Below are 23,245 nucleotides of genomic sequence, written 5' to 3'. Positions count from 1 at the left end.
GCTATATCTCCTCACTTTTCTCGGGAACTACATAGGGTTCTCTACCTTCTTCCTCCCGCCAGAATCGATCATGAACATAACATTCATGACGACAATATCTTCTATTTTTATTTCCATATGCCGTAAATTGCTTCCCGCAGTATATACAATACTTTTCATAAAAAGCCGTTTTACTTTTCTTCGAATCCTCTGGATGATCAGCCCACCATTCGCGCCTGCATGCTTCTGTGCAAAATTTTCGCTTTCGGCCTATATTTGGTTGCTCTATTACTTGTCCACAGCGTGGGCATGTAATTTCCATTTGAGTTTGTTCCTGTATATTTGCTGCTACTTCTGTAGCATAACCATCTAATCCGTGGCTTTTGCAGTAGTTTCTCACACTATCTCTAGACAGCCCCAGAACAGAAGCAATGGATTTATAGCCTACACCCTTCATGCGAAACTCACGTATCTGTTTTGATTGAATGTCTGTCATTGTTTCACATCCTTTCTGCGTAATTTGAATATAAAAAAGCTGCAAAACGTTGCATTTAAACAATTGTTTTACAGCTTTTTTACTAATATTTTAGCAAAAGTAATATTACTTAGAAACCCTTCCAAGCGCCATACTTTCGCGATAATTTAATGTTGAGGAGCAAAAGAATCTAGCCTTAGGTATCCCCCCTTGCTAATTCTGCGATTTTTCACGCGAAGGGGGGCGGCGGTCTTGGCGTTGGCGGCTCACAGAGATTCAGACCGCCCCTGGGGGTTAGTACTTGAATTCCTGGTACCGGTCCTCGGTCATTGTTTTGGTATCGTGGCATGATTTGCACAATGGTTGCCAGTTGCTTTCATCCCAGAATAGTTTGCGGTCGCCTCGATGGGGAACAATGTGATCCACCACCGTGGCTTTCTCAAGTCGCCCGTTCTCAAGGCACTTTGCGCACAATGGATGTGCTTTTAAGAACCTTGCTCTTACCGCACGCCAGCGACTATTATATCCTTTTTCCTTTGTGCCTTTCGCATCTTGACGATGCATCGGTGCGTGTTCCTCACAGTACTGCGAACCATAAGGAATAAGTCTTGCACAGCAGGGATGCTTGCACGGGGTGTTAGGACGTTTCGGCATAATTATTTCTCCCTTCTTATGTACGGATGCGTGAAAGGATGAAAGACGCATCCGGCCAAAGAAAAAGAGACTGGGGGAGAACCCAGACTCTGTATGCTTTCCTGGCAATTATAAGTATAGCGCGGTCGAAATGAAAAAGCAGTACACCTTTAGTACACCTTCAGTAAACCATTCAGCAGAATATAACCTTATTCTTTAAATGATACGTATCCAAAATGATATTGAGAATTTGAAATTGTTTGTTTTAAATCTCTTCCAGTACTTGTTATTTGCATCATGCTCGCATTAATTTTTGTTTCATCTTGAATGTTAACAAGTTTAATCCAAATGCGCGCCTTTTCACCATCAAATTCAACCGGAAGTCTTTCTTCAGGACATTCCACCGGAAGCTTAGCAGAAAACACTTCAACAACATCAGCGCTAAATGCGATGTCATTATCGAAATTTTCGTTGTTGACTGCAAAAAGGATTTTCACCTTTTTCCCAGCCGCAATCTGATTGTTGTAATATTTCACTCGATCCTGACTCATCCCATAAAACAAAGACTGTGTAGAAAACCAAGTAAAGCCTCTGATCTTTTCATCGTTCATATAAACCCTAACTGTTTCTTCTCCATCAAGTTCATCGCCTTCATTTGTTGCGGATATTCCCAGCTTCATAAACAAGTACTCTGGTATTGAATCATCAATCTTACTATCTCGATCAGCAATCATGTTCTTCATCCCCTCAACATTTAAGTATTTTTTTTTGAGGTTCAAATACAATTCTTCGTCTTTAGCCAGCATATACATTTCTACCACATCATTAAGTGCTGCCGTTTTTGTAATCCCCTTGATTGTCACAAACTCGTTAAACATATCCTGAATTGTGTCCGCTACGGTAATCGTCATATAATTTTGTCTTCCCATATTACACCTCCATATTTTTGTACCATATATCCGGTATACTTATCTTGAGATAAATGTACCATGCTACCGTTAGAGTGTCAATGGTAAAACAAAAAATCTTTTAATGCTAAAATTCAATCAGTTATATTCTTCGTACGCTCCGATCTGTATCTGTATCGCCTTTGTGATTTTCTCCATTATGACATCGCTGCTTATGTAGCCCTTCTTTTCAAGAAGGCGATCTTTGTCTACTGCTTCCACCTGCTCAGCAAGAGCTAGGCTTCCACGACTCAATCCACACCCGGCTGTTACTGGAATATACACATGGGTTGGAAGAAATCGCTTCTTGTGTATTTTTGAAGTTAGAGGCACAACGGTGATAACCGGAGAATAGGCATTGGCTCTATTATTGCTTACTACAATCACAGGACGGACTCCACACTGTTTTCGCGTATCTATGTTCTTGCCGAAATCAACGAAATAAATATCTCCTCTTTTACACATCACATTCACCTCAACTCAAAATGTATTCTGCTATTTCTTTGTCGTGGATGGCATATAAGATTTGCAATTCCCGAATTGCCTTCTTTCGGTACTTTGCCACCATCGTCCGGCTGACATGGTACTTGTCGGCTAGATCATCCCATGTCAGCCCTTCGATGACCATATCAGAAATGAAGTCCGGGAGAATGCCACTCAAGGAAAGAACAGCTGTTTCGAAAAAGATTAATTCCTCTGCAAGCATCGAATGCTTCTTTTCCAAATGCTCCCGCCAATCAAGGTTGATTCGCTCCATCTTGTTTCTATATGTCATGGCGATGGTTGCTGTCTTTTCTGAAACACCGCTTGTCTGAACACGCTCACCCTCTGGATGGGAAAAGTACATAGAGTCAATCATCTCTGTTTCAGTGATGCCTTTAAAATTCAATATCTGGTTTTCAAGACAAGTTCGCTCCATCACCATCTGCTGATATTCCTGCATTATTTTTTCTATCCTTTCGCTCATACTGCACCTCCAATCCTGGCTTTGACTGCTTCAATAAGCGCAGACTGCCTCATATCCTTTGCTTCCAGCGCCCTCATCACATCCTCGTCATGTGTGCCACGGGTGATGATGTGTTGAATAACCACGGTGTTTTTCTGACCCTGCCGCCATAGTCTTGCGTTCAATTGCTGATACAATTCCAAAGACCATGTAAGTCCAAACCATACTACTGTAGAGCCGCCTTCCTGAAGATTAAGCCCATGTCCTGCAGAAGCAGGATGGATCAGCGCCACTGGTATCTTCCCAGCATTCCAGTCATCGATATCCTTTGAGGTATCAATTGTTCTCACATCAAACCGCTCACGGATACGGGCAAGATCGTGCTTGTACCAGTAAACCACTAGAAGGGGTTTGCCGTTGGCGGCTTCAACCAAATCCTCCAGTGCCTCCAGCTTCCTGTCGTGGATGCGTAGGACTTTCTTTTCCTCTCCGTAGACTGCACCGTTTGCCATTTGAAGAAGCTTGTTGGAAAGCCCAGCTGCATTGATTGCATCAATTTCCTCTCCCTTGATTGACAGAACCATGTCCCTCTGGAAACTTTCGTAAAGCTGCTGCTCTTTCTTGTCCATTGAAACTTCAATACGGTTGCTGATTTTTTCCGGCATATCGAGGAAGTCTACAGCTTTCATGGAAATGCATATATCGGAAATCAGTTCATAGATAGCTTCTTCTGCTCCATCTCGTGGTTTATATGAATATATAATTTCACGGTTTCGCTTATCCGGCTTGAAGAACCTGTCGCGGTATCCTCCGATAAACCGTCCGAGCCGCTGGCCCATATCAAGCAGATACATCTGCGGCCATAAGTCAAGAAGCGAGTTCGGTGCTGGAGTGCCTGTTAACCCAATGACCCTCTGAACTTTTGAGCGGACTTTTTTCAGAGCCTTAAACCTTTGTGCCTTATTGGATTTGAAACTGGAAAGTTCATCGATCACAACGGTATCAAAATCCCACCGGCCCTTTTCAATAAGCCATGATACATTCTCCCGGTTTATGATATAGACAAAGGCAGGTTTGTTAAGCGCAGCTTCTCTTTGTTTCTGGCTGCCAAGAACTAAAGAGTATGTCAGTCCCGTTAGATGCTCCCACTTTGCCAGCTCCTTCGGCCAGGTATCCTCAGCCACTCGCTTAGGAGCAATTACGAGAATTTTTCCGATGTCGAAATTATCCAAAGCAAGCAACCATAATGCCGATAAGGTAATGATCGTCTTGCCAAGTCCCATGTCTAGCATTAGACAGCAGACTGGGTGCGCCAGTATGAACTCCTTAGCATATTCCTGATAATTATGCGGTTTGTATTTCATCAAGCACACCTCCAATCTTTTCTTTATTGTCCACGCAGTAGACCTGAAACCCCAAAGCGGTCAGCTGCCTTGCCCGTTTCTCCTGCAATGGCCGCATGGTTTTTCCGGTAGCTTTCAATTCCACGAAAGCCAGCTTGCCACCCGGGAAAAGGACAAGGCGGTCGGGCACCCCATCGAGACCGGGGGATACAAATTTGACAGCAAGCCCACCACGCTTTTTTACTTCGATGACCAATTTTCTCTCTATTAAACTTTCTCGCAAAAGACCATCTCCTTTCATCACTTGTGCCTATGTTTCGTGCCTAAGCTAAAAACTTCTATACGCGCGTACACATACATACACGTGCCTATTTCCTATATTTAATATATTTTTATTGCTCATTATGGTTTTTTATAGGCACGATAGGCACAAGCCCTGCAAACCAACTTGTTTTACTACCGTTTTCGGCTGTGCCTTTCTACGTGCCGATGCTTTTCACGGAACGACAGGCATGTGCCTAACTCTCCGATTTCATGCCTTGCTTTTCTCTGACAAAGGTCTTCTGGGGTCCATAAAGGGGGTAATAAGTCTTTCCGGTTTTGTTGGAGGTCAGTTTTTGCCACCCCCCGATACGAGTCAAAATGCCTTCGATTTCATAAGAGTCGGTGCGTTTAAGGTTCTGGCGCTCTTTGCCGAAGCATTCACACCAGATTTCCATCACGCAGACCTTGTCGCGGATGATAGTCCCTGCTGTAGCTGCACCATCAAACTCGCTACCGCCCAGAAAGCTCCTTCTCTGATAAAGATCCATGCCATCCCAGTTCTCCGGAAGCAGATGATCAAGGTAATCAGTTATAATACCCTCACGGTCATCGGACTCCATTGCCTGTTGCTGAGCAACATAAGCTTGAGCTGCCACTTCGCCTTTAAGGAACAATTCTTCTCCGGCACGATACTTCACAATAGCTTCAGCCCAAACCTGGTCGACCTCGGTTAAATCCCACGCATTATATTTCCCGTTGCCCGTAACATGAACAGGCCAGAAGCGTCTGTTTCCTGTGATGTCACGGAGGAAGCCACTCTCAGCATTTGTTGACCCCACGATGATGTTGGTTCTTGGATGGCTTTCCACATTGACGCCATAGGACTGACGGAATTTATCGTCTGTCCGGCTGATGAAAGATTTGACTGTCTCCACATCCACCTTCTTGATGCCCGCCAGCTCCCCAAGCTCAAGAATCCAATAGCCCTGCAGCTTCTCTGCAGCGGTCTTGTCCTTCATATCCGAAATGGACAGACTGTCCGAATACCACTGCCGTCCAAGAAGAGCAAAGAGTGTGGACTTGCCAACTCCCTGCGGACCATTAAGAACAAGGATGGAGTCGTACTTGATGCCGGGCTCATATACACGGGCAACAGCGGCACAAAGTGTCTTTCTGGTAACGGCTCTGACGAAGGCGGTATCGTCCGCGCCGAGGTAGTCAATGAGCAGCGTGTCGATACGTTCCTCGCCGTCCCAGCTGAGTGTTGCCAAGTATTCCTTAATTGGATGGTAGGTGCGTTCTGCAGATGAAACCGCTAGTAGCGCGTCCTTAAATTTAGTAGGTGACCAGATCCCGTACACCCTCTCAAAGTACACTTTTGCGCAGGCAAGGTCGGCATCACCCCAACCGGGGCGCACTTGGCTCCACGGCAATTCTCCAATCACATCAAGCATACTTTTGAACTCGTTGTATACGATGGGTTTGAGGTTGCTGTCATAGCGGATAATATTAGCAATATTAGTCAGGGTATCTTTAACCCTCCCCTGTTTGTCCAGCTCTATAAAGGTCTGCCAGTTTTCTTCATCAACTCCATCAAACTCTGCCATAGCCTGACTCTCGCGCTCTTTGGCAAGGCGTAGCTTCACCTTTTCGTCATCAACGACAAATTCTTGCATGGCTTTGAAGGATGGCAGCTTGGAGGGCTCTGTGTCCTCGTCCGCTCTGGCATCCAGACCACCGAACTTATGGATTCGCACCACATCAAAGGCGTTCATGAGATGCCCGCAAGCAGGGTCTGTAGCATGGTGGCTGTATGCGTATTTATCTTCATAGATGACCACACCCGCCTGGGAGTCCGCGGGGATATAATCGTAGCGACCGGTCATTGCACTCTTTCGGTACACATCAGTAAGGAACATATCAATGGCATCCGTCACAGAGTATGTGCGACAGAACGCTCCGACCATTCCGGGCTTTTCCAGCGGGTCAGCCTGTTTCTTGACCTCACGCTGCACCACAGTCTGCTGTCGTTTAGAAACAGGCCATTCAGCTGAATTGTGCCAATCCTTATATTTGGCAAGGACTGCATCTGGGTCGAGAAGAGCGCCGTCTATCTCATGGAACACGAACTCCCCGTCAGCGGAGGTAGACGGCCAATACATCAGCCTGCTCGGTTCGTAGGTGGTATCGTCAAAGAGCTCAATACCGATTTCCTCCGCTATCTTTCTCGCTACCGCAGCGTACTCATCAGGCGATACCTCTCGGGCAAGTGGGATAATAAGGCGGAGGCGCGGCTTCTCCGGCGTGTGCTTATGGGTGGCGTAGAAATAGCACTTGAAGGAAAAGAACATCTCGATCTGTTCGATGGTATCTGGCAGTGCGTAATCCATATCCAGGCATAACCCGGAGCGGGTCAGGACACAGTCTTTTTTTCGTCTGCCGCCTTTCAGCGTTCCGAGTACGAAGCCTCCCACGTCCTTGATCTCATCCTGCTTGGCCTTGCTGAGTTTCTTGTACTGCTCCACCGTCTCGGCGGTTCTGTGCGTAGTTGATATGCGGTCACGGAAATCGTCCAGTTCCATCTCCGTCAGATTCCAGCGTTTGTCCATACGGGAATTGCCCGTACAAAGCCTTATTTTCAATTGCTTTCCCTCCCTGCGGTAAAGAGTTCTATATTTCTTGCGGTTCGCTGACGGAGCCGCCTTGCTTCCTTAAACCTTGAGGTGTACTCGCGACACTCCTCTGATTTCGCCGGATAGGATGTTGCCTTATCGGCACACTTCTGCATCTGGGCAAAATATCTACTCTCCAAACCATGAAGGAAAGCAAGTAGTCTGTCCTTATCCGCTTCCAATGAATATCTGTGTATCAGTGCAAAGACCTTCCTAGCTTTGTCCAGAGGACATGGAAAAAAGCAATCAAGGTTCAGCTCCATATATCCTGCGGGATAATTAATCTTTAGTTTTCTGGCATTTGCGTCTGCCTGGCGGATGCCTTCGTATGCGGTTGGATCATAATAGCCTTCGGCATTGTATTTGCTGATTCCCAAAGCCAAACACCTCCCTATGCACTTAGCCTGCGTTCAATGACCGGCAACAGACCGCATTCATTTTTAAGCAAGTCATAAAGGAACAATCTGCCCTTCTGCGTCCAGTAGGTATGCATTGCACTTCTTTCAGCATCAATCGCATATGTTTTTGACTGGGTGTAGCCTTGGTCTGCGTAACACTGATATAAGAGCCATGTGTTACACTGCTTGTACTGAACGCCCAGATCGTGAAGCATTTTATTGAAGGCCTTTCCGGACATTCCGTAATCTTTCGCAATCTGGCTGACAGGGATAACACTCTTATTCTGTAAAATCAAATCGTAGTAGCTGGCTTTCGGCTGCAGTTCACAAATGATCTGTCTGCTTTGCGCATTCTCAAGCTCCAGAAGTTTGATTCTCTCTTTTTCTGCCTTCAATTCCTGAAGGGCGGATATAAAGAGGTCCGGATCATTCAGTAGTTCCTCTTTGGCATAAAGACCGTGCTTTCTAACAGTTGGGAGAACATCATCAAAAACCCAGCGTTCAAACTTTTCTGCGGATGGCAATTTACTGTTAACAATCAACCGATAAAGGTCACCCTCAGGAATAAAGAGCATTTCAATTGTTTTCTCAGGCGATTGTGGGTGCGGTATGCCTCGTTTTAGGGCATACCTACAATGTGCATCGATAGCATTCTGTGGCTTGGCATAGCCTAACGCCTTTGCCACATCGCTACCGCAGAATAGTGGCTTGCCGTCCTGTTCCAGTGTTCTAATTTCACCAAACTCGATATTTTTGAAAATCTTAATATTATTCATAATCCTTAATCCTCCTAATCTTTTTTATAAAAATCACATTCGTAACCGTCCGCTCTAAGCGGCAATCCTGTTGCCCATTCCGGAGCAACCGACATTATCCTGCATATATCTTCAACGCTTGAATATCCTTCTGAAACCTCCAGCACAGCTTCATCGTGAATGTGCATCACAATTTCAAATCCGCTGTTGCGAAGCCTGAGCATGGCGAGTGCCAAAAGGTCGCGGCTTGTTGCCTGCACGATGTTCTCGACCAGTTTTGGGCCATAGGTTTCGATCCTCAGCCACTTCTTGCTTTCGCCAATCCCCTCATAAGTCAGGCCTTCACGGCCAAACTTGTTGGTATCGAGTCTCGGCTTGATATAGGAGAGCTTTCTGCCGGAGGGCAGTGTGATGAACAGGATGCCGGACTTGTAGGAAAAGCACACCTTGCCGACGACCATTTCCTTCTTTTCACGTACAGCCGAAGTGGCAGCTGCATCTACATCCCACCAGAACTTTGTAATGTGGGGATTCGCGCTTCTCCACTGATTGACCAGTATGGGCAGTTCTTCTTCAGTCAGCCCCATGTCCAAAGCTCCCATTGAAGTCAAAGCTCCGACAGATCCGCCATAGCCCAAAGCCAGTTCCGCAATCTTGCCCTTCTGCCTAAACGGGCTGCCTTTTGTTATTTCCTCAATAGGAACACCGAACATGGCGGATGCCGATGCCTCATAGATCTTTCCGTGGCTGGCAAATACATCAAGACGCCATTTCTCACCAGAGAACCATGCGAGCACTCTTGCTTCAATTGCAGAAAAGTCCGCTACGATAAACCGGGTACCAGGCTTTGGCACAAAGGCAGTTCGGATTAGTTCCGACAACACACCTGGAACGGAGTCAAATAGCAAATCCACATCCTCATACCGGCCTTGTTTTATAAGGCTTCTGGCAAGAGCCAAATCCGCCAGATGGTTCTGTGGCAGGTTCTGAACCTGGACAAGCCTTCCTGCCCAACGTCCTGTCCGATTCGCCCCATAAAACTGGAGCAGACCGTGGACCCGCCCATCCGAGCAGACGGAGCGCTCAATGGCTTCATATTTCTTGATCGAGGTCTTTGCCATCAACAGCCGCAGCTTCAGAACCTCCAGCACCTCTCCATCCGTTTCTGGAATGAGGCCCTTGACCGATTTTTTATCAAGGCTCTCCACCTCGACACCTCTGTCCATAAGCCATTCTTTGATTTGGGTGACAGAGTTAGGGTTGTTAAGCCCAGTCAATTCATAAGCCTGTGCAGTCACCATATCTTTGTACTGAAGATCACACTCAACGGCATGAGATACAAGATCACGGTCAACCATGATGCCTCTATCATTGATTTCCTGGTCGAGCCTATAAAGTTCCATCTCGCTTTCGGGAATCTGAAAATTCCTGAGTTTCCACCTTATCTCCCGCTCCGCATCCACATCCCTGATGCAGTAGGTTTTGAAAAGCTCCCATTTTTCAGGCGAGTGTTCCGGCAGGTTTCTGGTTCTTCCTTCGTTTGTCTTGGTCGGCTTGCATGGAATGGAGAAGTATCTGACCAGGTCGGTGCCTTCCTTGAGCTTTTTTCGCCTAATATCCAAAACCTCGCCCACACCGTCAAGAGACAGTGGCAGTGCAAGCATCGCCGACTGCACCGCCGTACACTGCCAGGAAGCCGGAGATAGAGGTGTGTTCAGGTATCTTGAAAGACAGGTTCTTTCGAATGCTGCATTGAAAGCTGTCTTTATAACGCTTCCATCGGTTAGTGCTTCAAGGACTTCTGCAGGAAGCTTCTCCCCGCAAGCCAGATCCACTATCTTAGTTTCTTCATCATCAAATGCGTAAGCGAATAGCAGCACTGTAAAGTTGGGACTGTCTACATAGGCATAAACGCCGCATTTCGTCAGATCCACATCTGAATAAGTCTCAATATCTATTGATAAATACATTTCATCCTCTCCTTGTATGTAAAGGGCAGCAGTTGCCCACCGCCCCACATTAGTTCTTAGCCGAGGAAATCCTCATCTTCCGCAGTTCCAAAATCATCGGTTGCCCTTGAGCGTCCTCCGAGTGCCTCACCGTCCTTGAGCTTCTGGATGTTGCCAAGGCCCGCCGCAACGCCGCGGTTGCCGTTGGAGTTGTAGCCATAGAAGGTTACGCTGACACGACCGTAACAGCCGGAGTAAACTTCGCTCTGATCAAGGATTGGCTGTACTTTTCCGTCCACCACCTGTGGAGCCTGACGGCTGTTGGCATTGAAAAAATAGCAGCCTTTGTAGGCTTCGTCCTCGGGGCGGTCGATATCGCCATCGCGAAGCGGAGTCTTGAGATTGGCGGGAATCTTACCTCCCCACTTAGATGCAGAGTCCTTCTTGGCCTGTTCAATAGCTGCCTTTATGGCTTCGACAGTCTTGGTATCACTTTTAGGCACGATAGCCGAAACGCTGTATTTCGGATCACCACCATTTACGGAGTCTGGCTCCCAGCAGTGAAGATAGGAAAAACGGCAAGGTACGATAACCTTAGTTGCAGATGTATTCTTGTTCATAATTAAACCTCCTGAAATTCCGCCGCAGCGGTAGTTTTATTGATTGCTTCTCTTTTATCTGAAACCGGCACCAATGTGATCTTGCCTTGAGGCTTGTACACCAGGCGTCCGAGAATACGGGTAAACTCCTGTTTGCCCATAAGTCGCTCCATCTCTGTGATAGTCACCAGTGAACGTTTATAGATATCTGTGTAGCCGGCGGTCGTTGCGGCCTCTGCCACCTCGTTCTCACTTGTGTATTTCCGGTTGCTTCGACCTTCTACCAGTTTGAATCCATTCCATTCTTTGCCGTGGACGATAGCCTGGTCCTGAGCAAAGGCATAGACATCAGCTGACCATTTCGCCAGTTCATCGGATACTTTCAGCACCTCTGCAATCTCATCATCAGAGAGCAGAGCAGGCTGACGAAACTCCATCTTTGCTATGGCAAGGAACTCTTCAGCCCTTGCCCTGCACTGGTTTCTCGCCTTGCAGAAACGGCACCAGCTGCCTGCATTGAATTCACCTGCTCCCATCAGTGCCATGGCGCCTCTGGGTTTTAGTACTTCCTCACCCCATGCCTTCAAAGTATCCGGAGCAATATCCCAGGTGCTTGAATTGTTTAAGCGAGGCTGAAAGATGGTAAGCCGGACAGTTTCCACATCATAGAGCATTTCTGCCATGCCGAGGATTCCAAGTCCGTAGATCATCAGCTGCGGATTCTCTTCCGCATAGACCGGGACCCCCTTGCCAAGCTTTAGGTCAATTATGTGTACCACCTTGTCCGTGACAATCACCATATCCGCTGTGCCGAAACACTCATCCACATACTCTGAAGCATCAACCCGCTGTTCAACAGTGAATACCGGGCAGCTGCAGATGCGCTTGGCTTCCTCGATCTCGCCTATGACAAAAGAGACATATTCATCCACGGCTTCGAGCAGCTCGTCCGAGTAATAATCGGAGACGGGTCGTCTACTTCTTTGTTTAAGGTGCTTTCTGATGAGATGCTCTGCCAGCGCATGGCCGGCAGAACCCTCTGCTGCATATTGGGACTCTTCTTCTGCGAACTGCTCCTCAAGCACCAAAGACGGAGGACAATTCAAACGGCGATTTGCCGATGAAGGAGAAAATCTTGCATGTCCGCTCATTAAAGCACCTCGGCTTCTTTGAGAAGAGACTCATAATCCTCCGGCTTCACACCGGAGAGCTTTCCTGCATCGTATTTCATCAGCAGAGCCTTGACCTCGCGGGTTTTGCCTACCTTGCTTTTCTCAGCAAGAACGGCGCGAACATCCTCAATGCTTATTTTGATTTCCTGTTTTTGTTCAGCTACAGGAGGCTGTTCTATGGCTTGTCCCTCAGCAGAACAGGCCGCCAAGGTGCGATATCCGGCAGCAAGTTTCTCGAACCCGTCAGCCAAAGTTAAATAAATTTCACTCATAGCAATTCATCCTTTCATTCAAATTTCAGACCTTTGACAACACTTCGGAAATGGTCATCCACACGCTCATCAAGGATCAGGGTTTTAGGGTTTATCTGTCTGAGCTGCTCATCGTACATCCTCACTGGGATGCGGATTTCCCTGGCAGCTTCAAGTTCGTATTCCATTCCTGCTGTTATTTCCGGACCGAGAAGCCATATCAGATCACAGTCCTTCATCAACTCGATGCCAAGTTCAATTCCTTGTATTCTCTCGTGCTGGTCATTCTCGTCCAGGAACTGCGGAAAATATAGGTGCGGTACCACCGGCACGTAACCGCAGCCGCATATGATCTTGGCAGCATACGCGGCCTTCTTGGTGTTCTTCTCGATGTCTCCACGGTAGGGACTACATACAAAAACCTTCTTCATTGCATTCACCATCCTTTCGAATTCAGGGGTGTTACCCGTGCTATTTGTTCAGAGCAAAGTCGTTGAAAATACTGTTCATTATGGCGAGGTCTTTGCCAGACAGCTGCGCGCCGAGCCGTTCCAGCAATTCCTTCTGTTCTGGTTTCAGATACTTACGGTTCATGTAGAACCCATCCATAACCCGGACACCGCCGCCATATCGCCCACGTATAGTTTCCAGAGGGTAAGAAAGCGACAGGCAGTCGATATCATTTCTAATGGTCCGGACACTGACTCCAAACTCAAACGCCAGATTTGCCATCGTCTCCTGCCGTCTGTGGCAGAGTGTTTCCATGATTTCCTGGCGTCTCTCGTTAGGTCCCATCGCTTTCTTCACCTCCTTCCCTTGCTCTGTGGCTTAATACTAAAAGTTAAATAGGCAGGCTCTTTTCCTATTTAGAAAAACTTTTTAGCGAAACTTAGAAAAAGAAAAATGCCACGAGTTGGCCAACTCATGGCTTAATATTACTGTTCTAACGCGGGTTTGCCCCGGACATGAAAAGTCCGTTTTTAACGTAAAAAAGGCCCCCTACAAGCTGCAATTTATATCGCAGTTTATAAGGAGCCTTGAAATTCCAGAAAAATAACCGGACAAAAAATGTCCGGTCGTGTTAGAAATTATTTGATTATTATTCTTCTTTGCTCAGTGGCTTACAGTTATTTGCCCTTAAAATCTCATTACATTCATAGATTGAGTTCTGGTAATACGAATTCAGAAGCATCTGGTATATTATATGTTCCTCATCAATTCTGAAGGTATGACCGGCTTTCTTTATAAGATCAGCGCTTAAAACAGGGTTTAGTTGCAGACCTATACAGACAGCTACAACTGTTGGTAGCTTATGTTGTTTTCTATCGTCGTTTCTCATGCGCTGTATGGTCTTATTATTTATCAATGACTTCTCTTCCAAGAATTCTACAGTATAATCCAATCGATCCATATGAGCTATAAGAGTTCCTGAAAATGTGGCAGGAAGGTTGCGCAGGACGTTCGTTATCTGTCTTACTTCATAATTGATTCTCTTTAATTCTTCAGCTCTGGCTTCGGTTAACTGGTTCTGGTCGGAATTACTGTATTTGGCTTCTACTATTGTGTCTGAGACAGCATTTTTAAAAAGTACACATTCAGTGTAGTAGGAGACTCCGTAGTTATTATTCTTTCGGGCCTTGAGATCAAATATAAGACAACATTCATCGATGTGCTGACTTGCATAATCCGTAAGCTCAGCATACCCGTTTACATTCTGGCGGATATACTTGGAATCATTAATACAAAAATGAGCATCAACATAAACATATTTACCGGAATCCAGCAATTTCTTGAAATCATCATTCGTTGCGTATTCAAATAATGCATCCTGCATCCCGATGGTAAAGGTCTGATTATGTTTCAGAGCTGCTTTTTCAAAAGCATAATTCGAAATATAGTGGTCATCGATATATGTTAAAACTCCAATAACCTCAGTGTAACCGAAGTCTATCATTCGAATTTTTGCAGCCTGCCTTGATACCTCGAAGAAATCTGATAGTTCAAAAACCACAGATTCCATAATGTCAGTGATGTTGTTGTTCTGCAGCACCCGCTTATTTTTAGCTATTAGTTCCTCTACTTTTTGCCGTGCTTGTTTTGCTGGCATCAGTATTCGAGGTGCTAATGAATTGGCATGCCATTCCATCCAATCTAACGGAGACCTTTTACTTTCCGGTCTTATGCCTTCCTGAACCTGGCAACTAATAACTCTGGCTTCTTCATTATATAATTTCTCAAGTTCAAAAAACTTTTTGTGCAAAGCCCAATGAACACATTCATGAATGATGGTATTATTCATCGATCCCACATTGCGCATAAAGTACACGTCAGGGTCTACAAGGATTGTTCCTCTTTTTATAGCTAAAGGCTTGTACACTCTTGATTCACGGTCATAATATTGAATCTCGCAATCTGAGAAGTATGTCTGCCCGAAAACAGAGCAAGTCTTTGTTATATGTACCTCCTGAACATTAAGCCCCATTCTCTTTGCGACTTCGCGAGTTTGTACTGCCATGGGTTTCTTCAATGCTTCAGGATAATATTTTGCTAGGAATTCTTCTGCTACATCATCCAGTTGTTCCTTATAGATGATAGGTACTAGGTACTCAGATAAATGATTCTTTTTATTATTCCGGTACTTATTATAAACATAAATGCCGAATATTTTAAAATTCTGAAATCCATCCTCTAACTCTGCAGAACAGGAAATTCTAAACCATTGCTCTATGCCATCGGTTTCACGATTTCTCTTTACTGTTTCTGCGATCTCGATTTCTGCGGATACTACCACGTCAAAGAGAATTTCGTTACCTAGGGAATCGGTTATATCAACAAGCTTGACCTGGAAATCAGACAAGGTTGCATCATCCGGACTTCCAATTCGGTGTGAATTGCTGTCTATTTTATCTGGGTTATCTTCTATATATGCCGATAACTCATTAAAGATGTCATCATAGAACATATCTTCAATGACATCTCTGAATGAATTAAGCTTTGCCATAAACCTCCCCCCTTTTGGCCAGAGCGTTTTGTTAACTTAAATGAAAATTGAAGCACCGAACCTTTCAATGGTATAATGTTTCTGCTAGAAAACAAACCAATCGAAAGGACGATGCCTCATGCAGAAAATTATACCGATTGTATGCCCTAAATGCAACAATAATCACCATTTCCATAAGTTTGGCAAAGATAATTTCGGCCATCAAAAATATCGTTACCTTACCTGTAAATATCAATTTGCCCCAGATACTCTTCCAAAAACCAGAGGTGAAAAATATCCTCCTTGCCCTATGTGTGGAAAAGCTTCATTCTTGCATCACGATTATCGAGACTATTCCAACTTCCGTTGCTCTGATAAAAAATGCAATCATTCATTTTTTATCAGAGCAACGGAAGCTTTGCCACCATCTATCTCTAAACTTTTCGGCAAATCTGATTTAAAACGTATGCGCCATCCAATCCATTTAATCATCACTGTATTAACTCTTTTTTTCATAGGCAAAAGCTCTACTCGCAATATATCACTTATGCTTTATCAACTCTACAACATCAAACTTTCTCATGTTACTGTTGCTGAATGGTGCAAAAAATTTGCTCCAATTTTTGATAATATTTCATTAAAACTCATTCCTACTATGGATTTTAACTCTGATGAGTGGCATGCTGACGAAACAGTTATTAAGATCGCAGGCAAGAAATACTATATCTGGTTCATCATTGATAGCGAAACCCGTTTTGTTCTTGGATTTCATCTTTCTCCACATCGTTCTTCTCCACAAGCACATGCTCTATTTCAGCATGTTTCTCACTTAGGAAATCCCAAAGCCATTGTTAGTGACCGTTACAGTGCCTATAAGGTTCCTACTAAATGTTATTTCTCCAATGCAAAACACATTCGTGTTGAAACCTTTAAAGATGATATTAGCAATAACCTGATTGAAGCTTTTAACAACCGATTCAAGGCTTGGTACAAGACGAAGCGTGGCTTTCATTCCTTCGACTCTGCTAATGCTACTATTTCTGTATTTGTTTTCTTTTTTAATTTCATTCGCCCTCATACCGGACTAAATCAACTAACACCTGCTCAAGTTGCTGGAGCTAACTACAAGCCAGATATGAAAAATTTATTTACTTTAGCAAGCTAATATAATTTTATGATTTTCTACGGAAACATTAGCTATTTTTTCATTTTTACTTAACAGAGCCTTTAAAAATATCCGAATTATACACGTTAGAAATTAGTAACAAATGTAATTTTCACTTTTAGTACTAATACCACAACTAATACACTTTTGGTACTAATATCACATTTCAACTGTGTTATTATTATATCATAAAGTCATAACATTGGGAGGATAATAGTGGAAATAAAACAAATGTTATCTATGCAGTTTTTTGTTTCTAATTTAAATAATTATATATCTTACAAAGGGTTTTTAACTGTTAGAGAACTAGCAGACTTTCTTTCCATTAATTATAATCGATTGGTATCATGGCTTAATTTCCAAAGAACTCCGTCTCTTGCTGTTTTAGATAAAATTGCGAATAAAATGCAAATTTACTCAAAAGACTTAATTGGTCGCCAAATAGATTTTAATAGCTATGGGTTTATTGGTGGAATAGAGAATTTATCTAATGTGCAATTTTGCATAAATTTACGTAAGTACTTAAACAAATATGACATAAAGACCGCATCAGACTTTGTTGCTTATTTTGACGGAGTTTTCTCTGAGCACACCTATTACTCATACTTTAAAAATAGTAACAGCAAAACACCGTCTTTAAAATCTTTAGAAACTATATCGCGTTTTTTAGAAGTAAAACCATCACAATTAATTGAATGAAAGGGAGGAAAGATATATGCAAAACAATTCTTATAATGCAAAGGTGTCCAATGAAATACTGGAGAAATTCTCAAATTTAATTAAAATCTTAGATGATGAAAGTAACTCTATACCGTCCATAGCCAAAAGAGCATTTAATTTTAAAGGGAGAAAATCAGAAAACATAGCCTTAAAGGTTCTGGATTATATTAGTACCCCAGAATCAAAAATTTGTGACCCTTTTATGGGATCTGGATCTTTTGTATTTGCTAGCAGTATGTTAGGTAGAGAGACAGTTGGTATTGAATTAGATAACTATACCTACAATGTTATAAAAACTCTTCACTCAAAAATTGATTATGATAAACTTGAGCTCATGTTTCAGGAAATCAAATCTGAAATATTTAATGATGTAATGTACTTATATAAAACTCATTGTTGTGGTGAAGTAAATTATATAAAAACATTATATTTTGATCCAGTTTCACAAGAATACTTTAATCCTCAACCCCACAGAGAAATTGTTGACGGAAAAAATGTTAAACTTTATTACAAATGTCCGGTTTGCGAAGATACTTCTAAGACATTTTCTACTGAAGATGAACAAAAGCTTTCCGAAGTAAACTCTCTAGATACCTCAAGATTCCCGGATCATGAACTAATAACAAATAGTCGTATAAATATTACTTCAAGTACAGGAGCCGATCGCTATGATAGAAATTTTTCTAATAGAAACAAGTACGCACTATTATTAATTCAAGATAAAATATCATCGCTTCCTGACTGTATAGAAAAGGATTTCATACAACATGCTCTCGTTTCAGCTTTAACTCTAAGTAAGATTACTCAGTACGGTTCTAGTTCTGATATTTTATATCATGTTATACAGAATAAAGCACAAGACATGAATGTTTGGTATCTATTTGAATCAAAATACAATAATATGGTGGCTTATAATAAATACTATTGTGAACAATCACCGGATAAAGAGACATTGTTATCATTTGCTAATATAATGAATGGCGACTATTCCACAATTCTAAGTCAACCTAAATTTAATCAATATTTTGACGTGATTTATACAGACCCACCTTATACAGATCAGGTACCCTATTTAGAAAGAAACCAGTTGTATCGAGATTGGCTATTTAATTTTTCGGATAAAAATCAATTTCAGTTAAGTAAGCAAATGCTAGATGAAGAAATTGTGGTAACCAATGCACCAAGCAGAAGAGAAAAAGACATCAAGAATTATTATGAATCTATAGATAAGATGTTTTCTATATTTTCAAAAATAATCAAAACTAATGGAACGGTTGCTTTTACACTCAATCTAGGTAAAAAGAAGTTTTTTGAAACTTTCTCAAAATTTATTGATTTTGCTCGAAAGAACGGTTTTGAATATATCTATAGAATTGATCTAGCTAAAAATGATCCAACGCTCAGAAAACAATCAGCGTGGAGGGATACTCTCTCTACTGAGATGCTAATTTTCTTCATTAAGTTAGATGAAGATAAAGCCTATTGGTATAAAGATGACAGAAACATTGAATTAGAGCTAGGGAAGTTAATATATAATCAGATATTGAAGAATAACGGAATTACTCTCACCACTACTTACAAGGAAGTATCTAGAAAGATTCTAAATAAGCAGGTGGAAGATTTAACCGAAAATGAAATAAACAGGATTAGAGGTTTAATTTCCGAACAATTTATAATAGATCCGCGAACCTCTATGATTTACGTTGATCCAGATAAGCTATATTTATCGATAGAAGACAACACGACTTTATTCAATAAACTCTATGACATTGTACCGATACTAATTAATAACCTACTTGAAAAATGGGGCTCTTTTACACTTGATGATTTGTATTTTGAAATTAGTAGTAAAGTCTGTAATGGTGACCCTAGCATTCTAGCTCAAATTCTTGAAGATCCTTCGAGGGAAAAGTATATCGTAAACTTGATAGAAAACTATTGTAACACAGATGAGAAGAGTTCATATACCAGAAAAACAAGAGTATCTGCATCTCCTACAGAAGATGCTATCGATATCTCAATGCTCGATGGCTATAGTTTTGAAAATGTTCTTAAAGATCTTTTAACATCTGAAGGATTTATAAATGTAATACGCATAGGCGGTGCAGGTGACAGGGGAGTAGATCTTCGAGCTAAGAAAATTAATCCTCAAACTGGAGAATTGGAAGGATACATTTTCCAAGCTAAGCGCTGGATTGGCAATGTCGGTGGAGAGCCGATACAAAGACTGCATAGTATGATGGTACAGTATTCAGCCGAGATACAACATGCAATTTGTATTACTACTTCTGATTACACTGAACACGGTAAAAGAGAGGCAAAAAGCACAGGGGTAGAAATTGTTAACGGAGAAGAATTGATTGAACGTTTAAACACTGCATTTCCAGGTAAGTATTATCACGGCCTACTTGACTTCCATAATAATTAGAAACTAATAGAGGAGACTATAATAGTCTCCTCTAAATTGTCCATTTCCCTTTAGTAGTATCCCAAGTTAGATACTTTTCAAATATTTCCACTAGGCTCTTATATTTAAGCGCTAACTCGGAAAGCCAACCGTTATGAATTATAAATTCCATTAAGCCATCATCATATAGTTCTGGCGTTGATTGAGGTCCATTAGTTTTAATAATATATTTAGCATGTTTAATGATATTAAGTTCCATTTCTTCTATACTCTCAACTTCTCTAACCTCTTTTTTTACATATGGTTCTTTAATAAAAAAAAGTACCGCATCTCCATTCAAGGATTTTTTGGGGCTAATAATATTCTTCAGCGTGTTCTTTTTCTTAACATGAACCTGCGACAAATATCTAAAACCCGCTTTTTCTAAAATATCTATAAGTTTTTTCCAAACATCAAGATTACTATCATGAAAATACATGCACATGTATTTATCATTCTTTACTTTTCTACCAACTTTAGCAAAGGCATCCTCTAAAAGCTTATAATACTCAGCTTCATCTTTTTTTCTTTCTGGTGCAGTTGAAACAACAATTTCGTCTTCTAAATTATAATCCAGGTTCAAAAATGGTTTATATAATTGCATATACTCCGAATATAATACCTGTCCCAAATATGGGGGATCGGTAATTACAAGATCTATGCTATTGTCGGGAATATCTTCTTCTGTGATAAACTGAATTCCTTTATTAATAATTTTGAACTCACCTGGTTTCATGTCAAACAAATTATCAGATTTGCCTCGATTAGGACATAAATTTTTCTGGGCATATTCTAAGGAAGAAATTAAAGCTTTTGCTCTCTTTCCTATCACAGGTAAAATATTTTTTTCTACACAGTTTTTTTTAGGAGTCCACAAAGGCCATTGTGAGTTTGAATGAGTATCTGTAATCTTGGACAAGTGTAAGCTACTTAAGAGGATATAGTTCAATAATTCTTGTTCTTCTTCATTAAAAGTCTTTATGATTTCAAGCACTTTATCAATGATATAGAAGTTTCTTTTAGTAAAAATATCAGAAATTTTTTGTCCCTTATATACTGCAATTCTTGTATTGCTCAACAACTCGACGTTTCTAACAAAATTAATCTGATAGTATTGTTCCATTTCATTCATCATTAAGTAATCTTCTTCAGATGAATCTTTTCTCAATATCTTTTTACTACAATTGCAATTATAGTGAATCTCCTTAATTACTGGGTTACTTGTAAAATCTTCACGATCAAAAATTGTTTTAGTAATGATTCCTTTTTCTTTACATGAATCACATGTCGTTTCATAGTAAACATTTAATTGCTCAATTTCATCTAAAAATCTAGCAATAAAAGTTTTTACGTTTCGAAGATTATATTTCTTTAACAATACCTCAATAATAAATATCGGAACTTGGTTAATTTCGACTCCAACAGCTTTTCTCGAATATTTTTTTGTTATTGCTTGTATTAGTGTGACCCCCGAACCCATAAAAGGATCAAATACAATATCACCTTTTTCTGAAAAGCTCTCTATTAAAATATCACAAATATTATACGGTTTTTGAGACCAATACAAATGCGATTTATATAGATCATTGTTATTAGAGGCAACTGTGTTTTTAATTTTCATTTTTACTTCACTTAAGTCTTTTATCATTCTACCACTCCCCTAATATTTACAAACAATTAAATACTCCAATACTTTTTTAGTATCTTTGTTTCTATTATTGGAGTGTTCATATTCCTCGGTAAAAACATTTATTTTATTTCTTCCGAACTTTTTTTCTGCAGTTTCGATAATATCTTCAATATTCATAGTATACCTATTCGTCGCTTGTTGTTTTGTGTCTCTTGGGTATGCATAGCTCAAAGCTAAATTCATTCTGTTTGCCTTGCAATAATCAAAAAGTATGCTTGTTTGGTCTAATGCTGTTGATCTTTGGCTTAATGGTGACTGAAATCGGTCTTCACGATATAAACCTTTTGAAATCTTACCTCTATATAGAGAGATATCATCATAATCATATAGCGTTACAGTGTTTAACAAATGATAGTATCTAGAGTACTGCATATCAGTATATGGTGGATCAGCGTATATAAAACCCACTTCCTGTTTCACACGGTCAATATTGTATATTTCTGATATTGGTTTATTAAACACAACATTGTCATGACTACTTATAACAAAATCTGATGATTGAAACTCAGATAGTTTTCTCTGAAAATACTCAAGGATTGATTTCTGTCTTACACTAAACAATTTAGTTTTATTATTTTCTATACTAAGTGGTTGAGCCATGTGCCCATCTTTTGAAAAAGTACATTCTTTCATAGCATAAAATAACGCTGCTAGTAAAACATTTTGAAGTGCGTTATCTTCTAACAACTCTATTGCGTACCTGATAGAGTCTATTTCTATTGATTGATGTACTCCAAAATATGTATTCGCATAATAAGTCGTAAATAGCATATATGGGATTTCATCTTTCTTTATTTTTAAATCTTTCGTTGTTCTGATTGTGTTATTATATAAGCTTAAATAACCATTCCATACAGTGGGATAGTTATCATAAAAATTTTTAATTTTTTGTACATCTTTTTCTTGAATAAGCTCTTTTTCTTTTACTACATACTCACCAAACAAGTTAATTAAATCATTATGATTTTTCTGATAAAACTTTTCAAATTGTGCTTCATACGTATCCCACAGCAATTTATTATTATACTGGAGTAAAGCTTTTGCAATTACAGAAGAATACACTTCACTATCATTCGCAAAAATTCTATAGTATCTTTTTAATGCATAACCGACAGAACACGATCCGGCAAATATGTCAAAGACTGCTTTCTTCTCATCAATCACATCAATTGTATTTTTATATATAAAATTCAGCAAGTTTTTTTTGCTTCCTTGGTAGTTTAGTATTGTGAATACATCATTGCTAAAGTTTTCCATATATTATTCTCCTTTAAAAACTATCTCTAAAGCATTATAGCATAACATAGTACAAATGTCACAAGTTATTATTTTTTAGTCAATTTTACTACATCGCAATGATTATAGATCACTTATCCATGTTGCTAAAATTGTCATACGTATGGATGAGCAGAACAACTGGATAACTAATGATAGAAAATCCTTTTACGAAATAAACCAATTGAGCTGATTATCCATCCATCCTGTCTACACAACCCTATGAATTTATCTAACCTGTCAACTCAACCCTACACACATTTTTCACAGTTGACCTATTTCCTCAGAAACAAAAATAAGGATTTTCAAGATTAAAAGGCACTGCCAGACATTAGGCAGAAAATCTTTCAACCTAGAAAACCCTTTATTTATCAGTGTTTTGAATACTCCTATTTCTCCACTCTTGACATCAATGTCACGCACTCAACGTGAAATGTTTGCAAATATTAATTTTTCTATACTTTTTCACAGAACTCTTTTACTTTCGCGTAAAAGTTAAAACCAACCTAAATATTTACCCCCCTAAAAGAAAAGATTCGCCTAAACTAACGTCTAGGCGAACATAATAAACACATATTTAATTTTT

General features: G+C 41.0%; 22 protein-coding genes. 3 read left to right on the top strand and 19 right to left on the bottom strand.

The genetic code is table 11. From position 1 onward, the window contains the following. Position 1: 1 nt before the first annotated feature. The 17 genes from ACWZFG_RS02860 to ACWZFG_RS02780 form a co-directional block, all read right to left on the bottom strand. Complete coding sequence (locus tag ACWZFG_RS02860; protein WP_455577019.1) at positions 2–475, bottom strand: RNA polymerase subunit sigma-70; 474 nt, start codon at positions 473–475, stop codon at positions 2–4. Between the two features lie 273 nt (positions 476–748). After that, positions 749–1,018: an HNH endonuclease gene (locus ACWZFG_RS02855; RefSeq protein ID WP_455577036.1), complete on the bottom strand. Its 270-nt coding sequence runs from the start codon at positions 1,016–1,018 to the stop codon at positions 749–751. Between the two features lie 278 nt (positions 1,019–1,296). After that, a complete protein-coding gene (locus tag ACWZFG_RS02850) occupies positions 1,297–2,016 on the bottom strand; it encodes a hypothetical protein (protein WP_455577018.1) in 720 nt (239 codons plus the stop codon). Between the two features lie 117 nt (positions 2,017–2,133). After that, positions 2,134–2,499, bottom strand: a complete 366-nt coding sequence (locus tag ACWZFG_RS02845) for a type II toxin-antitoxin system PemK/MazF family toxin (protein ID WP_455577017.1) — start codon at positions 2,497–2,499, stop codon at positions 2,134–2,136. 10 nt (positions 2,500–2,509) lie between these two features. Further along, positions 2,510–3,001: a hypothetical protein gene (locus ACWZFG_RS02840; RefSeq protein WP_455577016.1), complete on the bottom strand. Its 492-nt coding sequence runs from the start codon at positions 2,999–3,001 to the stop codon at positions 2,510–2,512. Then, on the bottom strand, positions 2,998–4,344 hold the full coding sequence (locus ACWZFG_RS02835) for an SNF2-related protein (RefSeq protein ID WP_455577015.1): 1,347 nt from the start codon (positions 4,342–4,344) through the stop codon (positions 2,998–3,000). Before ACWZFG_RS02835 ends, ACWZFG_RS02840 begins: the two co-directional genes overlap by 4 nt. After that, positions 4,325–4,624: a VRR-NUC domain-containing protein gene (locus tag ACWZFG_RS02830; RefSeq protein ID WP_455577014.1), complete on the bottom strand. Its 300-nt coding sequence runs from the start codon at positions 4,622–4,624 to the stop codon at positions 4,325–4,327. Before ACWZFG_RS02830 ends, ACWZFG_RS02835 begins: the two co-directional genes overlap by 20 nt. A gap of 217 nt (positions 4,625–4,841) precedes the next feature. Further along, the gene (locus ACWZFG_RS02825) at positions 4,842–7,229 is read right to left on the bottom strand and encodes a VapE domain-containing protein (protein ID WP_455577013.1); all 2,388 of its coding nucleotides are present in this window, start codon (positions 7,227–7,229) and stop codon (positions 4,842–4,844) included. Further along, positions 7,226–7,636 (bottom strand): hypothetical protein, encoded by a 411-nt coding sequence (locus ACWZFG_RS02820; protein ID WP_455577012.1) that lies wholly within the window; start codon positions 7,634–7,636, stop codon positions 7,226–7,228. Before ACWZFG_RS02820 ends, ACWZFG_RS02825 begins: the two co-directional genes overlap by 4 nt. Before the next feature lie 14 nt (positions 7,637–7,650). Then, positions 7,651–8,433, bottom strand: coding sequence for a phage antirepressor (locus ACWZFG_RS02815; RefSeq protein WP_455577011.1), 783 nt, complete (start codon positions 8,431–8,433; stop codon positions 7,651–7,653). A gap of 14 nt (positions 8,434–8,447) precedes the next feature. Next, entirely contained in the window at positions 8,448–10,382 is a 1,935-nt protein-coding gene (locus tag ACWZFG_RS02810; RefSeq protein ID WP_149734495.1) for a DNA polymerase, read from the bottom strand. A 56-nt stretch (positions 10,383–10,438) separates the two neighbouring features. Next, the gene (locus tag ACWZFG_RS02805; RefSeq protein ID WP_188128254.1) at positions 10,439–10,981 is read right to left on the bottom strand and encodes a DUF2815 family protein; all 543 of its coding nucleotides are present in this window, start codon (positions 10,979–10,981) and stop codon (positions 10,439–10,441) included. Between the two features lie 2 nt (positions 10,982–10,983). Continuing rightward, positions 10,984–12,111 carry a DUF2800 domain-containing protein gene (locus ACWZFG_RS02800; protein WP_455577010.1) on the bottom strand — a complete coding sequence of 376 codons (1,128 nt, stop codon included), beginning with the start codon at positions 12,109–12,111 and terminating at the stop codon, positions 10,984–10,986. Further along, complete coding sequence (locus ACWZFG_RS02795; RefSeq protein WP_455577009.1) at positions 12,111–12,404, bottom strand: hypothetical protein; 294 nt, start codon at positions 12,402–12,404, stop codon at positions 12,111–12,113. Before ACWZFG_RS02795 ends, ACWZFG_RS02800 begins: the two co-directional genes overlap by 1 nt. A gap of 14 nt (positions 12,405–12,418) precedes the next feature. Beyond that, positions 12,419–12,814 (bottom strand): DUF7768 domain-containing protein, encoded by a 396-nt coding sequence (locus ACWZFG_RS02790; protein ID WP_455577008.1) that lies wholly within the window; start codon positions 12,812–12,814, stop codon positions 12,419–12,421. A gap of 40 nt (positions 12,815–12,854) precedes the next feature. Further along, positions 12,855–13,178 carry an HTH domain-containing protein gene (locus ACWZFG_RS02785; protein ID WP_455577007.1) on the bottom strand — a complete coding sequence of 108 codons (324 nt, stop codon included), beginning with the start codon at positions 13,176–13,178 and terminating at the stop codon, positions 12,855–12,857. Positions 13,179–13,482: 304 nt separating this feature from the next. Beyond that, positions 13,483–15,384 (bottom strand): ImmA/IrrE family metallo-endopeptidase, encoded by a 1,902-nt coding sequence (locus tag ACWZFG_RS02780; protein ID WP_455577006.1) that lies wholly within the window; start codon positions 15,382–15,384, stop codon positions 13,483–13,485. Between the two features lie 118 nt (positions 15,385–15,502). Between ACWZFG_RS02780 and ACWZFG_RS02775 the strand changes: the two genes are divergently transcribed. The 3 genes from ACWZFG_RS02775 (at position 15,503) to ACWZFG_RS02765 (ending at position 19,676) form a co-directional block, all read left to right on the top strand. After that, positions 15,503–16,528 carry an IS6 family transposase gene (locus ACWZFG_RS02775; RefSeq protein ID WP_455577005.1) on the top strand — a complete coding sequence of 342 codons (1,026 nt, stop codon included), beginning with the start codon at positions 15,503–15,505 and terminating at the stop codon, positions 16,526–16,528. A 216-nt stretch (positions 16,529–16,744) separates the two neighbouring features. Beyond that, a complete protein-coding gene (locus ACWZFG_RS02770; protein ID WP_455577004.1) occupies positions 16,745–17,227 on the top strand; it encodes a helix-turn-helix domain-containing protein in 483 nt (160 codons plus the stop codon). 16 nt (positions 17,228–17,243) lie between these two features. After that, the gene (locus ACWZFG_RS02765; RefSeq protein WP_455577003.1) at positions 17,244–19,676 is read left to right on the top strand and encodes a restriction endonuclease; all 2,433 of its coding nucleotides are present in this window, start codon (positions 17,244–17,246) and stop codon (positions 19,674–19,676) included. Between the two features lie 31 nt (positions 19,677–19,707). Here the strand turns inward: ACWZFG_RS02765 and ACWZFG_RS02760 are convergent, their stop codons facing one another. Both ACWZFG_RS02760 and ACWZFG_RS02755 read right to left on the bottom strand, forming a co-directional pair. Beyond that, complete coding sequence (locus ACWZFG_RS02760; protein ID WP_079413276.1) at positions 19,708–21,342, bottom strand: DNA methyltransferase; 1,635 nt, start codon at positions 21,340–21,342, stop codon at positions 19,708–19,710. A gap of 12 nt (positions 21,343–21,354) precedes the next feature. Next, a complete protein-coding gene (locus ACWZFG_RS02755) occupies positions 21,355–22,641 on the bottom strand; it encodes a DNA adenine methylase (protein WP_079413274.1) in 1,287 nt (428 codons plus the stop codon). Positions 22,642–23,245 lie beyond the last annotated feature (604 nt).

It is taken from the genome of Anaerosinus sp. (assembly GCF_965318445.1).
The sequence above is the reverse complement of the archived record's forward strand: the minus strand, read 5'-3'. Positions and strand labels throughout refer to the sequence as shown.

Coding starts and splice junctions, on each gene's coding strand:
- ACWZFG_RS02830 (WP_455577014.1), bottom strand. CDS start 4,624: ATGAAAGGAGATGGTCTTTTGCGAGAAAGTTTAATAGAGAGAAAATTG.
- ACWZFG_RS02815 (WP_455577011.1), bottom strand. CDS start 8,433: ATGAATAATATTAAGATTTTCAAAAATATCGAGTTTGGTGAAATTAGA.
- ACWZFG_RS02790 (WP_455577008.1), bottom strand. CDS start 12,814: ATGAAGAAGGTTTTTGTATGTAGTCCCTACCGTGGAGACATCGAGAAG.
- ACWZFG_RS02795 (WP_455577009.1), bottom strand. CDS start 12,404: ATGAGTGAAATTTATTTAACTTTGGCTGACGGGTTCGAGAAACTTGCT.
- ACWZFG_RS02760 (WP_079413276.1), bottom strand. CDS start 21,342: ATGATAAAAGACTTAAGTGAAGTAAAAATGAAAATTAAAAACACAGTT.
- ACWZFG_RS02810 (WP_149734495.1), bottom strand. CDS start 10,382: ATGTATTTATCAATAGATATTGAGACTTATTCAGATGTGGATCTGACG.
- ACWZFG_RS02835 (WP_455577015.1), bottom strand. CDS start 4,344: ATGAAATACAAACCGCATAATTATCAGGAATATGCTAAGGAGTTCATA.
- ACWZFG_RS02765 (WP_455577003.1), top strand. CDS start 17,244: ATGCAAAACAATTCTTATAATGCAAAGGTGTCCAATGAAATACTGGAG.
- ACWZFG_RS02840 (WP_455577016.1), bottom strand. CDS start 3,001: ATGAGCGAAAGGATAGAAAAAATAATGCAGGAATATCAGCAGATGGTG.
- ACWZFG_RS02855 (WP_455577036.1), bottom strand. CDS start 1,018: ATGCATCGTCAAGATGCGAAAGGCACAAAGGAAAAAGGATATAATAGT.
- ACWZFG_RS02800 (WP_455577010.1), bottom strand. CDS start 12,111: ATGAGCGGACATGCAAGATTTTCTCCTTCATCGGCAAATCGCCGTTTG.
- ACWZFG_RS02850 (WP_455577018.1), bottom strand. CDS start 2,016: ATGGGAAGACAAAATTATATGACGATTACCGTAGCGGACACAATTCAG.
- ACWZFG_RS02805 (WP_188128254.1), bottom strand. CDS start 10,981: ATGAACAAGAATACATCTGCAACTAAGGTTATCGTACCTTGCCGTTTT.
- ACWZFG_RS02755 (WP_079413274.1), bottom strand. CDS start 22,641: ATGGAAAACTTTAGCAATGATGTATTCACAATACTAAACTACCAAGGA.
- ACWZFG_RS02845 (WP_455577017.1), bottom strand. CDS start 2,499: ATGTGTAAAAGAGGAGATATTTATTTCGTTGATTTCGGCAAGAACATA.
- ACWZFG_RS02780 (WP_455577006.1), bottom strand. CDS start 15,384: ATGGCAAAGCTTAATTCATTCAGAGATGTCATTGAAGATATGTTCTAT.
- ACWZFG_RS02785 (WP_455577007.1), bottom strand. CDS start 13,178: ATGGGACCTAACGAGAGACGCCAGGAAATCATGGAAACACTCTGCCAC.
- ACWZFG_RS02775 (WP_455577005.1), top strand. CDS start 15,503: ATGCAGAAAATTATACCGATTGTATGCCCTAAATGCAACAATAATCAC.
- ACWZFG_RS02860 (WP_455577019.1), bottom strand. CDS start 475: ATGACAGACATTCAATCAAAACAGATACGTGAGTTTCGCATGAAGGGT.